This is a genomic window from Variovorax sp. W1I1 (assembly GCF_030815625.1).
Taxonomy (GTDB): domain Bacteria; phylum Pseudomonadota; class Gammaproteobacteria; order Burkholderiales; family Burkholderiaceae_C; genus Variovorax; species Variovorax paradoxus_C.
Genome location: NZ_JAUSWZ010000001.1, coordinates 5,596,638 through 5,609,837, shown reverse-complemented (window position 1 = coordinate 5,609,837; position 13,200 = coordinate 5,596,638). Strand labels below are relative to the sequence as shown.

13 protein-coding genes are annotated in these 13,200 nt (G+C 62.8%); 9 read left to right on the top strand and 4 right to left on the bottom strand.

The features are described from left to right. Nucleotides 1–5: 5 nt before the first annotated feature. From QFZ83_RS26070 to QFZ83_RS26060, 3 genes are read left to right on the top strand one after another with little or no spacing between them, the layout of a single operon-like run. Nucleotides 6–2,948 carry a type VI secretion system Vgr family protein gene (locus tag QFZ83_RS26070; RefSeq protein ID WP_307511217.1) on the top strand — a complete coding sequence of 981 codons (2,943 nt, stop codon included), beginning with the start codon at nucleotides 6–8 and terminating at the stop codon, nucleotides 2,946–2,948. A gap of 2 nt (nucleotides 2,949–2,950) precedes the next feature. Continuing rightward, nucleotides 2,951–4,486 carry a hypothetical protein gene (locus QFZ83_RS26065; RefSeq protein WP_307511215.1) on the top strand — a complete coding sequence of 512 codons (1,536 nt, stop codon included), beginning with the start codon at nucleotides 2,951–2,953 and terminating at the stop codon, nucleotides 4,484–4,486. Continuing rightward, the gene (locus tag QFZ83_RS26060) at nucleotides 4,483–5,562 is read left to right on the top strand and encodes an Imm71 family immunity protein (protein ID WP_307511213.1); all 1,080 of its coding nucleotides are present in this window, start codon (nucleotides 4,483–4,485) and stop codon (nucleotides 5,560–5,562) included. Before QFZ83_RS26065 ends, QFZ83_RS26060 begins: the two co-directional genes overlap by 4 nt. 99 nt (nucleotides 5,563–5,661) lie before the next feature. Here QFZ83_RS26060 and lipA read toward each other — a convergent pair whose 3' ends face one another. From lipA to QFZ83_RS26040, 4 genes are read right to left on the bottom strand one after another with little or no spacing between them, the layout of a single operon-like run. Further along, nucleotides 5,662–6,645, bottom strand: coding sequence for a lipoyl synthase (lipA, locus tag QFZ83_RS26055; RefSeq protein ID WP_307511211.1), 984 nt, complete (start codon nucleotides 6,643–6,645; stop codon nucleotides 5,662–5,664). A gap of 7 nt (nucleotides 6,646–6,652) precedes the next feature. Next, complete coding sequence (gene lipB / locus QFZ83_RS26050; RefSeq protein WP_307511209.1) at nucleotides 6,653–7,357, bottom strand: lipoyl(octanoyl) transferase LipB; 705 nt, start codon at nucleotides 7,355–7,357, stop codon at nucleotides 6,653–6,655. Nucleotides 7,358–7,369: 12 nt separating this feature from the next. Then, nucleotides 7,370–7,681, bottom strand: coding sequence for a YbeD family protein (locus QFZ83_RS26045; RefSeq protein WP_307511206.1), 312 nt, complete (start codon nucleotides 7,679–7,681; stop codon nucleotides 7,370–7,372). Then, the gene (locus tag QFZ83_RS26040) at nucleotides 7,678–8,571 is read right to left on the bottom strand and encodes a D-amino acid aminotransferase (protein ID WP_307511204.1); all 894 of its coding nucleotides are present in this window, start codon (nucleotides 8,569–8,571) and stop codon (nucleotides 7,678–7,680) included. Before QFZ83_RS26040 ends, QFZ83_RS26045 begins: the two co-directional genes overlap by 4 nt. Nucleotides 8,572–8,728: 157 nt before the next feature. Here QFZ83_RS26040 and QFZ83_RS26035 point away from each other — a divergent pair, with 157 nt between their 5' ends. The 6 genes from QFZ83_RS26035 to atpA all read left to right on the top strand — a co-directional run bounded on the left by QFZ83_RS26035 (nucleotide 8,729) and on the right by atpA (nucleotide 13,171). Continuing rightward, nucleotides 8,729–9,214, top strand: coding sequence for an ATP synthase subunit I (locus tag QFZ83_RS26035; protein ID WP_306882561.1), 486 nt, complete (start codon nucleotides 8,729–8,731; stop codon nucleotides 9,212–9,214). Between the two features lie 4 nt (nucleotides 9,215–9,218). Continuing rightward, nucleotides 9,219–10,088 carry a F0F1 ATP synthase subunit A gene (gene atpB / locus QFZ83_RS26030; protein ID WP_280811927.1) on the top strand — a complete coding sequence of 290 codons (870 nt, stop codon included), beginning with the start codon at nucleotides 9,219–9,221 and terminating at the stop codon, nucleotides 10,086–10,088. Between the two features lie 70 nt (nucleotides 10,089–10,158). Further along, complete coding sequence (atpE, locus tag QFZ83_RS26025) at nucleotides 10,159–10,422, top strand: F0F1 ATP synthase subunit C (RefSeq protein WP_007830191.1); 264 nt, start codon at nucleotides 10,159–10,161, stop codon at nucleotides 10,420–10,422. 77 nt (nucleotides 10,423–10,499) lie between these two features. After that, nucleotides 10,500–10,970 carry a F0F1 ATP synthase subunit B gene (locus QFZ83_RS26020; protein WP_007830193.1) on the top strand — a complete coding sequence of 157 codons (471 nt, stop codon included), beginning with the start codon at nucleotides 10,500–10,502 and terminating at the stop codon, nucleotides 10,968–10,970. 8 nt (nucleotides 10,971–10,978) lie between these two features. Continuing rightward, entirely contained in the window at nucleotides 10,979–11,509 is a 531-nt protein-coding gene (locus tag QFZ83_RS26015; protein WP_307511202.1) for a F0F1 ATP synthase subunit delta, read from the top strand. 48 nt (nucleotides 11,510–11,557) lie between these two features. Then, complete coding sequence (gene atpA, locus QFZ83_RS26010) at nucleotides 11,558–13,171, top strand: F0F1 ATP synthase subunit alpha (protein WP_093443448.1); 1,614 nt, start codon at nucleotides 11,558–11,560, stop codon at nucleotides 13,169–13,171. Nucleotides 13,172–13,200 lie beyond the last annotated feature (29 nt).

The following is a 13,200-nucleotide window of genomic DNA, read 5'->3' as shown; positions in this document are numbered from 1 at the left end:
AATTCATGCCAGACACTTCAAGTACCTTCATGCCGACGCATGGCGCAGCGCCATGGACGTCCGAAGGTCTCAACGTTGCGCGCCTCTCCGAGCAGGCGCGCCTCATCAAGCTGCAACTGCCCGAAGCGGCACCGCAGAACGCCGTCGTCGTCGAACGCTTCATCGCCACCGAAGGCATCAACGAACTCTTCGCCTTCACCATCGACACCCTCGCCACATCGAGCGAGTTCGATCCCTTCGCGCTGATCGGCGAGGAGCTGAGCCTGCGCCTCCTGCTCGCCAACGGCAGCTTCCGCACCTGGCACGGCTACCTCACGGCGGTCGACGCGCTGGGCGGCGATGGCGGCCTCGCGCGCTACCGGCTGCACCTGCAGCCCTGGCTCGCCGCGCTGGGCCTGCGTCGCGACAGCTTCGTGTACGCCGCCAAGAGCGTGCAGGACATCGTGAGCGAGGTGTTCGCCGACCACACGACCGCCAGCTTCACCTTCGAAGTCACCCAGGAGCTGCCCGTGCGGCCGACCTGCGTGCAGTACCGCGAATCGGACCTCGCCTTCGTGATGCGTCTGCTCACGGAGGAGGGCTTGAGCTTTCGCTTCGAGCACGAGCAGACGAAAGATGGCGAGAGCGGCGGCGCGAGCAGCAACAACAGCAACAACACGACGCCCTCGCACCATCGGCTGGTGATCTTCGACCGCGAAGCGAGGTCGCCCGATTGCGCGCTGTCCGAGATCCGCTTCCACCGCGTCGACGCCACCGAGCAGCAGGACGCGATCACCGCATGGAGCAGCAAGCGCCAGCTCGTCAGCAACGCCGTGACGCTGAACGCGTGGGACGCCAGCGTGCTGCAGGCGCCCACCGGCTCGACGCAGAGCGCGCTCGCCATGGGCGACGTGCCTGTGCTGGAGCACTACGACGGCGCGGGCTCGCAGCGCTACGCCAACAACGCCGCCGCCGCGCGACGCGCCGAGAACCAGCTCGTGGCATTCGAGTCGCGCATCAAACGCTACAACGCCGGGGGCAGCGTGCGTCAGCTGGGCGCCGGCGAGCGCTTCACGCTCACGCAGCACGACCGCTACGAAGGCCAGAAATTCGTCACGCTGCGCGTGCGCCACGAAGCCGCCAACAACCTCGGCGCGCAAGCCGCACAGGTGCTCGAAGCCGGCGAGCTCGAGAAGGGCAGCTACCGCAACAGCTTCGAGGCGCAGCCGGCCGAAGCGCAGATCGCGCCGATCTGGCGGCCCAAGCCGACGGCGCCCGAGGCAATGGTTGCGCTCGTGGTCGGCGCTGATGACGACGAGGTGCCGACGGCGGTTCACACGCAGCGCGATCACCGCGTGCAGGTGCGTTTTCATTGGCAGTCGCAGCGCGCGACAACGCAACAGGGCTCAAGCCAAAGCGGGCAGGGCAGTCTTGTCACCGCAGGCCGGCATGCGAGCAACCGCCAGTCGGTCTGGCTGCGTGTGGCCGCGCCGGTGGCCGGGCCGAACTGGGGCGCGCACCATCTGCCGCGCGTCGGTTCGGAAGTGCTGGTGTCGTTCATCGAAGGCGACATCGACCGTCCGGTGGTGAGCCAGCAGCTCTACAACGGGCAGGACCTGCCGCCGTGGTCCGCCGGCACTGACTCGTCGGCCAACCACGCGGGCGTGCTCTCGGGCTGGCACAGCCGTGCGCTCGACGGCAGCGGCTACAACCAATGGATCGCGGACGACGCGCCCGGGCAGGTGCGCACGCGCCTCGCCAGTTCGCATGCGACGAGCCAGCTGAACCTGGGGCACCTCAATGCGCAGGCGCCCGGCGAGAGCAATCGCGGTGCGTGGCGTGGCAGCGGTGCCGAACTGCGCTCGGATGCGTGGGTCGTCACGCGCGCGGGCGAAGGGCTGTTGATCTCGACGCTAGCCCAGGAACGGGCCGCAGGCAGCGTGCAGGACACTGCGAGCGTGCGCGGTCAGTTGGCCGGTGCGTTGCGCGAGGCGCAGAACCTGTCGGATGCAGCCGGTGGCGCCAAGGCACTGGCATTGAATGCGACGGCATTGCTGCAGCCGCTCATCGACGACATCGATCCGCAGAAGAACGGGCACTACCCCGGCAGCGTCAATGGGCAGGACACGAAGGAGCCCAAGGGCGGCGAGGGGGCGGATTCACGTCAAGGCCAGGACCCGGTGCCGGCCTTCGCTCGGCCACTCATGGTGCTGGACGCGAACATGAGCCTGAACATGGCAACGCCCGCGAGCGCGACGGTGTATGCGGGCGAGGCGATTCACTGGACTGCGCAGGAGCAGGCGCACATGGCGGCGGGCAAGACGGTGAGTTTTGCGGCGGGCAAGTCGGTGGGGTTGTACAGCCACGAAGGCGGCATTCAGGTCATCGCGCAGGAGGGGCCGGTGAGCGTGCAGGCGCATACCGACGAACTCGAATGGCTGGCGAAGGAAGGCTTCACGGTCACGAGCAGCAATGACGAGATTCACGTGCTGGCCAAGCAGAAGATCACGCTCAAGGGTGGGCAGACGAGCATCGAGCTGGATGGGATGAACATCACGTTGAAGATGCCGGGGTTGTTGGATGTGAAGGGGGCGAGCAAGAGTTTTGTGGGGCCGAAGGGGAGCCCGGCGCAACTGCCGGCGCTACCTGTAGGCGATCTGCCACTCGGCACAGTCGAACTGGATCATCGCTATCACGATGATGAAGGGCTCGCCGGAGCAAAGTACTTTCTACGACTGCCCGGTGGCGGAGAGCGCACCGGTGTCCTCGACGATCAAGGACGCGCGACCATCTCCGACGTGCCGCTAGGTGGCACCGTGAGCTTCGGGCCAGCGGCGGGCGCATTTGCGCGCAAGGACAAGACACCGACGCCAGGGCACGACCCCGATCCCAGCGAAGAAAAACTCGGCAGCGTTGTCGATAAGTACTTCAAGCGACCGGCACCCAACGAGCAACAGGGCAGCAAATAGAAATGGGCAATACCACCGCTACATCCGGCAGCGCTCCTGGAGGGCTGAGTTGGTCGCGCTTCAAGGCGTGGTCGGTCGAATCGGGCCAATGGCTCTGGGGGACGGCTCAAGGAGCGTTCAACGAAAAGGCCACGTTCTCTCAAATTGTTGTCGACGCAGTGATCGGCATGATTCCGCTGGTCGGCGACGCTACAGCCGTTCGCGACCTGATTGCTGTAGTGATCGGATTGATCGAGAGCCCTGAGAAGCGCGAGAAGGTGTGGGAATGGGTGCTGTTGGTTGTGCTCCTGTTCGCTTTGATTCCTGTATTTGGTGGCGTGATCAAGGGCGTGGGTCGCATCATCGTCAAGGTCGCCAAGGAGGCCGAAGCATTGGTGGGCGCGGCCAAAGCTGCCAAGCTGCAAGAGGGTGCCAGGGAAATCATCGCGTTCCTCAACCGAATCGGGTTCAAGGATGCAGAGAAATGGTTTCTCGCGCTGCGCATTGCCGACTACCAAGCAAAATTGCTGGAGCGCTTCAACAAGCTCATGGAGGTCCTCAATGGCGTTCTGGTGCAGATTCAGCGCAAGGCCGGCAATCTGATGCCAGCCAGTCTGAACGATCGCATCGAAACACTCAAGGCGGGGGTGGCCACGCTCAAACAATTGGCGCCGGACATGCTTGTCAAGGCGGTGAAAGAGCTCGATCAGAAACTCAGGGAAATGCAGGCCTATGTGCACAGCGGGGGCGAGACGACCAGCCGAGTGGCAGCGCATGAGGTGGCAACGGGTGAACGCGTTGTCACCAGGGCTGACGAGGCTCGGCTCATTGAGGATGGCGCATTGCCGGCGCGGACGGCCAATGGATGGCGAAAGAACGAGGCAATCGTCGGCCAGCCAGAAACGTACGAGGGCGTTTACAAGCACGAGCCAGGTTATCCGGACTTGACCAAATACCCCAGAAATGGCCATTACGTACAGATCGAAGCCTTCAGCGGCAAGATCATCAACCGCCCGTTGAAACCTGGCGAACAGATTTATCGCTTCTTTGGCCCCGAGGGGGTGACGCATAGATACAAGCTGGACGAGAGTCACCCGGGAGGCGGCTGGTGGGGGTTGGGCAGTCCGCCGAAGACCGCCAAGGAGTGGCGTGAGAAGGCGGCCGTACTTGATGAATGGAATCGCGACGGTTACCTGGTTGTCGGCACTGTTCCCGCGGATAGCAACATCAAGGCGGCAGTGGGCACGATCTCAGAACAGAGCGGTAAAAACATTCCGGGTCAGTATCTTCCCGGTGGCAATCCACAAGCGGTCATCGACATGGATATCGCAGCCAAGGGTGGCTTAGCCAACGTAGCCAAGGAGGTCATCGCCAGCGGCAAAGCGAAGCCCTGGAAGGATCCTGTCACCGGCATGACGTTCGAAATCAAGCCCACGGGGTGGACCGATGCCAACGGTATTCATGGCTACATCAACATGCCGGGGGCTGCCAGCGTACAGACGGCCCGGCTAGGCTCGCGAGAGATGGCGACCAAGGAAAACCGAGAGGTCACGAAATGACAGTGCCAGCGGGTACTACGCTGCCCAATGAATTGGAGCGCAAGCAGATCTTCTACGCGCTCAAGCGGTGGACTTCGTACACGGCATGGAAGCGCATTCTGGATTTCTATCAAGCGTGGTCTGCTGTCGCCGAAGAAAGCCTTCGCGAAGCCAGCGCCAAGGGACTTGAGGAAAAGACCGGAATTCATGAGTCAAAACTGGTCTTGATTTTGAAAGGCTTGGCCAATTTGGACGAAGCTGTGTCAAGGCTCAGGCAAGGCGACAAGCGCATATTCAAGTACGCCTCATACTCTGAACTGGTGCAGGCGTACAGGCCGCTGGATCACGAAACGGAAAGGCTGTGGCGTCTGGCGGACGGGGATATTGGCATCGACCGTGACGCTACACCCTTATGGGATGAATATGCATTGGCGGTCGGGCAGTTGGCGCAAGCTTGGAGCGAATGCTCACCAAACGCGATTCAGCCGAACTTTGACGGCGCTGTAAAAACAGTTGCACGAACCTTCCTCAACGATCACTTGAAGGCGGAACTCGAGCGCATGACTTTTCCTGATCCGCTGCCGATGGTTCCCGATCCGACTGAGTCTCCCTTGGTTCGCACCGGAAGGGTCATCGAGCATTCCGGCATTTGGGAGCCGGTCGACGCGCCTGCTCCGAAGATCATCAGCCTGTTCAAGCCTTGGCCGCCCAAAGGTCCGTTTCCTGTAGTGGGCACGATGGCCTATTTGCATGGCGGTACTGCCGCGCCGAACATGGCGAGCCATGGTACGCACGGAAAAGGAGAACCCACCACCTGGCGCCAGCTCTGGCGTGACGATCGCTATGAGGGGGGTGCTATTCCAGAGGAGGAAAAGCGCTATGTATTCCTCCAGCCCGCCTTGTCAGACGACGTGAACGCACCGGTTCGCAGTGCGCCCGCTACATCCTTGACCGTGGCCGAAAGCGGGCAGAAAGCCCCCTTCGGTGGACGCTGGTTGGTTGAGGACGATCTTCACGCATCTGTTGAAGTCGCGGTTGGAGAAGAGCTTCCCCTGCACGAGGGACGTAAAGTACGGTGGACGCTGGCGGTTGCATGAGTCGTCCTGGCGCGTGGTTGCCTTGACTGAAAGTGTGCTCGCCCGAGGCTGCGCTCGGCGTTCTCTCCTTGAGTCAGTCTGCCGCTCTCACCCGACGACCTACACCCCAGCCGCGTGCGCCTGCTGATCCGCGTGATAGCTCGACCGCACCATCGCCCCCACAGCGGCATGGCTGAAGCCCATCTTGTAGGCCTCTTCCTCGAACATCTTGAACGTGTCCGGGTGCACATAGCGCCGCACCGGCAGGTGCGAGCCCGACGGCGACAGGTACTGGCCGATGGTCAGCATGTCGATGTCGTGGGCGCGCATGTCGCGCATCACCTGCAGGATCTCTTCGTCGGTTTCGCCGAGGCCAACCATGATGCCGCTCTTGGTCGGCACGTCCGGGTGCAGCGCCTTGAACTTCTTCAAGAGATTCAAGCTGAACTGGTAGTCGCTCCCGGGGCGCGCTTCCTTGTAGAGGCGCGGCGCGGTTTCCAGGTTGTGGTTCATCACGTCCGGCGGCGCCGCCTTCAGGATCTCGAGGGCGCGGTCGTCGCGACCGCGGAAATCGGGCACGAGGATCTCTATCTGCGTCATCGGCGAGAGCTCGCGGATGTTCTGGATGCAATCCACGAAATGCTGGCTGCCGCCGTCGCGCAGGTCGTCGCGGTCGACGCTGGTGATCACCACGTACTTCAGGCGCAGCTTGGCGATGGTCTTTGCGAGGTTGAGCGGCTCGTCCTTGTCCAGCGGATCGGGGCGGCCGTGGCCCACGTCGCAGAACGGGCAACGCCGGGTGCACTTGTCGCCCATGATCATGAAGGTCGCCGTGCCGTTGCCGAAGCATTCGCCGATGTTCGGGCACGAGGCTTCTTCGCAGACGGTGTGCAGGTTGCTCTCGCGCAGGATCTGCTTGATCTCGTAGAAGCGCGTGGTGGGGCTGCCGGCCTTCACGCGGATCCACTCGGGCTTCTTGAGCACTTCGCCGGTCTGCACCACCTTGACGGGGATGCGCGAGAGCTTGGCCGCGGCCTTTTGCTTGGCCAGGGGGTTGTAGGTTTCGGCGCTCTGGGCGTCGCGGACGACTTCGGTGGTGCTCATTGGATTGCTAAGGTGCCAGGAAGGTGGTGAGCTTCTGGCCCAGCACGCCGGCAGCTTCTTCCCATGTGGTTTGGATGCCGATTGTAGAAAGGTCGACCGTTTGCAGCCCCGCGTAGCCGCAAGGGTTGATGCGCGAGAAGGGTTCGAGGTCCATGTCGACGTTGAGCGCCACGCCGTGATAGGTGGCGTGACGGCTCACCTTGATGCCGAGCGCGGCGATCTTGCCAAGGCCGCGGAACGGGTCGCTGGCGGGCAGCGGGCCGGTCAGCGCAGCATGCGAGAACGGGTCGTCCAATCGCACGTAGATGCCCGGCGCGCCCGGCACGCGGTGGCCGGTCACGCCGAAATGCGCGAGCGTGCGCAGCACCGATTCCTCGATGCGGTAGACGTATTCCTTGACGAAGTAGCCGACGCGTCGCAGGTCGATCAGCGGATACGCGACCACCTGGCCCGGGCCGTGGAAAGTGACCTGCCCGCCGCGGTCGGTCTGCACCACGGGAATGTTGCCGGGGTTCAGGATGTGGTCCTGCTTGCCGGCAACACCCTGCGTGAACACCGGGGCGTGCTCGCAGATCCACAGCGCGTCTGTCGTCTCGGCCGAGCGCTCCAGCGTGAACTGCTTCATCGCCGCGAAGGTCTCGGCGTAGTCGACGCGGCCCAGCCATTGCGGGGCGATGGCGGTGTTCACGAGGAGCTCTGCGACCGTCGTCATCCGAAGCTCAGTTCAAAGAACGACCTTGACCGCCGGATGCCCCGAGAGCGCGCGATAGAGATCGTCGAGCTGCTCGCGGCTGGTGGCAGTGACGGTGATCGTCACGCCCAGGTAGTTGCCGGCCTTGCTGTCGCGCAGCTCGACCGTGGTGGCGTCGAAGGTCGGATCGAACTGCTCGGCGATCTGCGTGATCGCGTGCACGAGGCCGTCGGTCTTGGCGCCCATGACCTTGATCGGGAACTGCGAGGGATATTCGATCAGCGATTCCTTGCGCGGATCGGGAATGGGCGTGGTGACTGCGTCGTCGGTGATGTTCTCGGTCATGCAGTGGCTCCTTGCTTTTCAGCGTTGCGTTGCTTGGCCTGTTGGTAGGCGGCATACAAGCTCTTGTAGATGGGGCCGGGATGGCCGTTGCCAATGGTCTTGCCGTCGAGGGTGACGACGGGCAGCACTTCCTTGCTGGCCGAGGAAAGGATGAGCTCGTCGGCACCGAACACTTCGTCGCGCGACACGCGGCGCAGCGCGAAGGGAATGCCGCCTTGCTGGCACAGGCGCTCGAGGAGGCCGTAGCGGATGCCGGTGAGCACGAGGTTGTCCTTGGGCGGACCGATGAGCACGCCGTCCTTCACGATCCATACGTTGCTCGACGAGGCCTCGCTCAGCCACTCGCCGCGAAACATGATGGTGTCGGCCGCGCCGGCCTCGACGCTGATCTGCCGGGATAGCACGGCACCCAGGAGGCTGGTGCTCTTGATGTGGGCCTTCTGCCAGCGGAAGTCGTCTGCGGTGACGCAGGCTACGCCCTTGGCGCGCACCGCGTCGGAGACGGGCGGCAGCGGGTTCACCATCACGAAGACGGTGGGCGTGAGGCCCTTGACCATGGCGTGGTCGCGCGGCGCAACGCCGCGGGTGATCTGGAAGTAGACGGCTTGCGGTGCCTTGCCGCCTGGCGCGATCAAGCGCATCACGATGTCGCGCCACTGTGCGAGGGAGAGTGGATTGGCGATCTGTAGCTCGGCGAGCGAGCGATCGAGGCGCGCCATGTGTTCTTCGAAGCAGAAGGGCTGGCCGCCGTAGACGGGAACGACCTCGTAGATGCCATCGCCGAAAATGAAGCCGCGATCCAGGACGCTGATCTTCGCGTCGCGAAGGGCGGTGTACTCGCCATCGAGGTAACAGAGCGTGGCGGGCAAAGCGTCGGTGATAGGGTGCATGAAGGAATTATGGTTGCGTGCGCCGAGTCGGGTTCACGTCAGGTCTTGTGGCCATCGATTCGCAATCGTGACGCGGATGTGGCGGGAGCGGCTGGGTTTTTACTTATAATCAATGGCTTTGTAGAAATTCTGGGTCGTCATCCGGGCTTCATTCGAAATGAAAACAATCGCCCGACAGGAGTCGGAGGTCGCTGAAGACCTCGACGCAGAATTCAAGCCGTTGACCGCCGATGAGGCGCGTGAACTGCGAGCAAAGAACCCTTCGATCTCCCCTTGGCGGGTGGTCGCGGGTCAGTTGGTTGTCGGTCTGGTGGTGGCTTTGGCCATCTGGGGACTGACGGGGAGGCAAAATCTGGGTTGGTCCGCCGCTTACGGCGCGATCGCAGTGGTCATTCCATCGGCGGTGTTCGCTCGTGGACTGACCGGCAGGTTCTCTTCCCTGAATCCGGGCACTGCGGTGTTTGGGTTCTTCCTCTGGGAAATGGTCAAGATGGCTTTGTCCGTGGCGATGCTGATCGCCGCGCCAAGGCTGATAACGGCGCTGAGCTGGCCCGCAATGCTGGTCGGCTTGGTGGTGACAATGAAGGCGGCCTGGTTGGCGGTGATGTTCTCGCCCCGGCGCCGGCAACAACGAGACGAGTAACGGAATGGCTGCTGAAAACGCTGCGGAACATGGTCAGACCGCTGGTGAATACATCGTTCACCACTTGACGCATCTGCAAAGCTCCAAGCCTGCAGGTGTGGCCGACCTTTCGGTCTTCAACTTCGATTCGCTGTTTTTCTCCATCTCCCTGGGCATCCTGGGTTGCTGGTTGCTCTGGCTGGCTGCGCGCAAGGCCACCTCGGGCGTTCCGGGCCGCTTCCAGGCTGCCGTCGAGCTGCTGGTTGAAATGGTCGACCAGCAAGCCAAGGGCATCGTGCACAACGCCACGAGCCGCAAGTTCGTCGCTCCGCTGGCATTGACCATCTTCGTCTGGATCTTCCTGCTGAACGCAATGGACCTGTTCCCGGTCGATTTGTTCCCGGCGATCTGGGCCAAGATCTTCGGCATCGCCGGCGCCGACCCGCACCACGCCTACCTGCGCGTCGTGCCCACGGCCGACCTCTCGGTGACGATGGGCATGTCGGTGGCGGTGCTGCTGATCTGCATCTACTACAACATCAAGATCAAGGGTGCCGGCGGCTGGATCCACGAGCTGTTCACCGCACCCTTCGGCAACCACTGGGCGCTGTACCCCTTCAATTTCGCCATGCAGATGATCGAGTTCGTCGCCAAGACGGTCTCTCACGGCATGCGGTTGTTCGGCAACATGTACGCTGGTGAACTGATCTTCCTGCTGATCGCCCTGATGGGCGGTGCCTTCACGCTGTCGGCCACCGGCATCGGCCTGGCCATCGGTCACATCATCGCGGGCACGGCCTGGGCCATCTTCCACATCCTGATCATCACGCTGCAAGCCTTCGTGTTCATGATGCTGACGCTGGTCTACATCGGCCAGGCCCACGATCACCACTGATCGCATCGATCATTCCGTTTCGTTTTCTGTTTTTCGTTTTCTCTTCAACCAAAGTCCTCTAGGAGTCATCATGGAAGTTATTAGCTTTGTTGCACTGGCCGCCGGCCTGATCATCGGTCTGGGCGCTGTGGGCGCATGTATCGGCATCGGCATCATGGGCAGCAAGTACCTCGAGTCGGCCGCACGCCAACCCGAACTCATGGGCGAACTCCAGACCAAGATGTTCCTGCTGGCCGGTCTGATCGACGCCGCTTTCATTATCGGCACCGGTATCGCCCTGTGGTTCGCAACGGCCAACCCGTTCCTGGCGCAAATCGCCAACCTGCCGAAGTAAGTCTTTCTCGTCGGACCCGTGTCGTCGTTCCCTTCTGTGGAATGGCTTCGCATTCAATCCCAAAGAGAGGGTGAAAAGTGAGCATTACCGGTACCCTGATCGTTCAGATGATCGTGTTCCTGATCCTGGTCGGGTTCACGATGAAGTTCGTGTGGCCGCCGATCGCGAAGGCGCTGGACGACCGCGCTGCGAAGATCGCCGAAGGCCTCGCTGCCGCCGACAAGGCCAAGTCCGAGCTGTCCGCCGCCAACAAGCGCGTGGAAGCCGAGCTGGGTCAGGCACGCAACGAGTCCGCACAACGTCTTGCCGACGCCGAACGTCGCGCCCAGGCCATCGTTGAAGAGGCCAAGGCCCGTGCGACCGAAGAAGGCAACAAGATCGTTGCGGCTGCCCGCGTCGAAGCCGACCAGCAGGCACTGAAGGCCCGTGAAGCCCTGCGTGAGCAGGTTGCCGCACTGGCCGTCAAGGGCGCAGAGCAGATTCTGCGCAAGGAAGTGAATGCGGGCGTTCACGCCGATTTGCTCGCCCGTCTGCAGACCGAACTCTGATAGAAGCCATGGCAGAACTCGCCACCATTGCACGTCCCTACGCCGAGGCGCTCTTCAAGGCCTCGTCGTCCGATGTTGCCGCAACCAGCGCCTGGCTCGACAAGGTTGCCGCCATTGCGGCCAACCCCGAGCTCCAGCAATTCGCCGACAACCCCAAGGCCACGGCCGAACAGGTTCTCGGTGTGGTCGCCGGTGCCTTCGGTGCGCCGTTGCCCGCCCATGCCCAGAACTTCCTGGGTGCGCTCCTGGAGAACGGGCGTTTTTCGGTGCTGCCGGAAATTGCGAAGCAGTTCCGGGCACTGGCCAACGTGAAGAGCGGTTCGTCCGACGCCGTGGTCTACAGCGCCTTCCCGATCGATGCCGCGGCCCTGGCCAACGTGTCGGCTGCGCTCGAAAAGCGTTTCGGCCGCAAGCTGCAGGTCACGGTCCAGCAGGATCCGGAACTGATCGGCGGCATTCGTGTGGTGGTCGGCGACGAGGTGCTCGACACCTCCGTCAAAGCGCGCCTTGAACAAATGAAAGTTGCGCTGGCGGCCTGACGGTCTTCAGCCCTCTACTTGTAGCCTCAAAGAAAGAAGGAAAGAGTCATGCAACTCAATCCCGCAGAAATTTCCGAACTGATCAAGAGCCGCATCGAGGGCCTTGGGGTCAGCGCCAACATCCGCAACGAGGGCACCGTGGTTTCGGTGACCGACGGCATCGTGCGCGTGCACGGCCTGTCCGACGCGATGCAGGGCGAAATGCTTGAATTCCCGCCCACGGCGGACGGCACCCCCTCGTTCGGCCTCGCGCTGAACCTGGAGCGCGACTCGGTCGGCGCCGTGATTCTGGGCGAGTACGAGCACATCTCCGAAGGCGACACCGTCAAGTGCACGGGCCGCATCCTGGAAGTGCCCGTGGGCCCCGAGCTCATCGGCCGCGTGGTGAACGCACTGGGCCAGCCGATCGACGGCAAGGGTCCGATCAACGCCAAGATGACCGACGTGATCGAAAAGGTCGCTCCCGGCGTGATCGCACGTAAGTCCGTGGACCAGCCGATGCAGACCGGCCTGAAGTCCATCGACTCGATGGTGCCCGTCGGCCGTGGCCAGCGTGAGCTGATCATCGGCGACCGCCAGACCGGCAAGACCGCCGTGGCGATCGACGCGATCATCAACCAGAAGGGTCAGAACATGACCTGCGTCTACGTTGCGATCGGCCAGAAGGCTTCGTCGATCAAGAACGTGGTGCGCTCCCTCGAACAAGCCGGCGCGATGGACTACACCATCGTCGTGGCCGCATCGGCCTCCGAATCGGCAGCCATGCAGTACGTGTCGGCCTACTCGGGCTGCACGATGGGCGAATACTTCCGCGACCGCGGCCAGGACGCCCTGATCGTCTATGACGACCTGTCCAAGCAAGCTGTGGCCTACCGTCAGGTGTCGCTGCTGCTGCGTCGCCCGCCAGGCCGCGAAGCCTACCCCGGCGACGTGTTCTATCTCCACAGTCGCCTGCTCGAACGCGCAGCCCGCGTGAATGCCGACTACGTCGAAGCCTTCACCAAGGGTGAAGTCAAGGGCAAGACCGGTTCGCTGACGGCGCTGCCGATCATCGAAACGCAAGCCGGCGACGTGTCCGCCTTCGTTCCGACCAACGTGATCTCGATCACCGACGGCCAGATCTTCCTGGAAACCAGCCTGTTCAACGCCGGCATCCGCCCCGCCATCAACGCCGGTATCTCGGTGTCGCGCGTGGGTTCGTCGGCGCAGACCAACCTGATCAAGAACCAGTCGGGCGGTATCCGTACCGACCTGGCCCAGTACCGTGAACTGGCTGCGTTCGCGCAATTCGCTTCCGACCTGGACGAAGCCACCCGCAAGCAGCTCGACCGCGGTGCGCGCGTGACGGAACTGCTCAAGCAGACCCAGTACAGCCCGCTGCCGATCTCGCTGATGAATGCCACGCTGTTCGCAGTGAACAAGGGCTTCATGGACGACATCGACGTCAAGAAGGTGCTCTCGTTCGAACACGGCTTCCACCAGCTGCTGAAGTCGAGCCACGCTGCCCTGCTCGAGACCATGGAAAAGAATGGCGCCAAGTGGGACGTGAAGCCCGCCAAGCCGGACGACAGCGCCGAGAAGCAAGCCTTCAAGAAGGTTTGCCAGGACGCCGAAGCCGAACTGCTGGCAGCCGCCACCTCGTTCAAGAAGTCGTTCGCCTGATCGACCCCTTGACCGACGCAAGAAGGAGT

Excerpts from the sequence above, each read along its gene's own strand:
- QFZ83_RS26015 (WP_307511202.1), top strand. The coding sequence starts at position 10,979 with ATGGCAGAACTCGCCACCATTGCACGTCCCTACGCCGAGGCGCTCTTC.
- atpE (WP_007830191.1), top strand. The coding sequence starts at position 10,159 with ATGGAAGTTATTAGCTTTGTTGCACTGGCCGCCGGCCTGATCATCGGT.
- QFZ83_RS26045 (WP_307511206.1), bottom strand. The coding sequence starts at position 7,681 with ATGACCGAGAACATCACCGACGACGCAGTCACCACGCCCATTCCCGAT.
- QFZ83_RS26040 (WP_307511204.1), bottom strand. The coding sequence starts at position 8,571 with ATGCACCCTATCACCGACGCTTTGCCCGCCACGCTCTGTTACCTCGAT.
- lipB (WP_307511209.1), bottom strand. The coding sequence starts at position 7,357 with ATGACGACGGTCGCAGAGCTCCTCGTGAACACCGCCATCGCCCCGCAA.
- QFZ83_RS26070 (WP_307511217.1), top strand. The coding sequence starts at position 6 with ATGCCAGACACTTCAAGTACCTTCATGCCGACGCATGGCGCAGCGCCA.
- QFZ83_RS26065 (WP_307511215.1), top strand. The coding sequence starts at position 2,951 with ATGGGCAATACCACCGCTACATCCGGCAGCGCTCCTGGAGGGCTGAGT.
- QFZ83_RS26035 (WP_306882561.1), top strand. The coding sequence starts at position 8,729 with ATGAAAACAATCGCCCGACAGGAGTCGGAGGTCGCTGAAGACCTCGAC.
- atpB (WP_280811927.1), top strand. The coding sequence starts at position 9,219 with ATGGCTGCTGAAAACGCTGCGGAACATGGTCAGACCGCTGGTGAATAC.
- atpA (WP_093443448.1), top strand. The coding sequence starts at position 11,558 with ATGCAACTCAATCCCGCAGAAATTTCCGAACTGATCAAGAGCCGCATC.
- QFZ83_RS26060 (WP_307511213.1), top strand. The coding sequence starts at position 4,483 with ATGACAGTGCCAGCGGGTACTACGCTGCCCAATGAATTGGAGCGCAAG.
- lipA (WP_307511211.1), bottom strand. The coding sequence starts at position 6,645 with ATGAGCACCACCGAAGTCGTCCGCGACGCCCAGAGCGCCGAAACCTAC.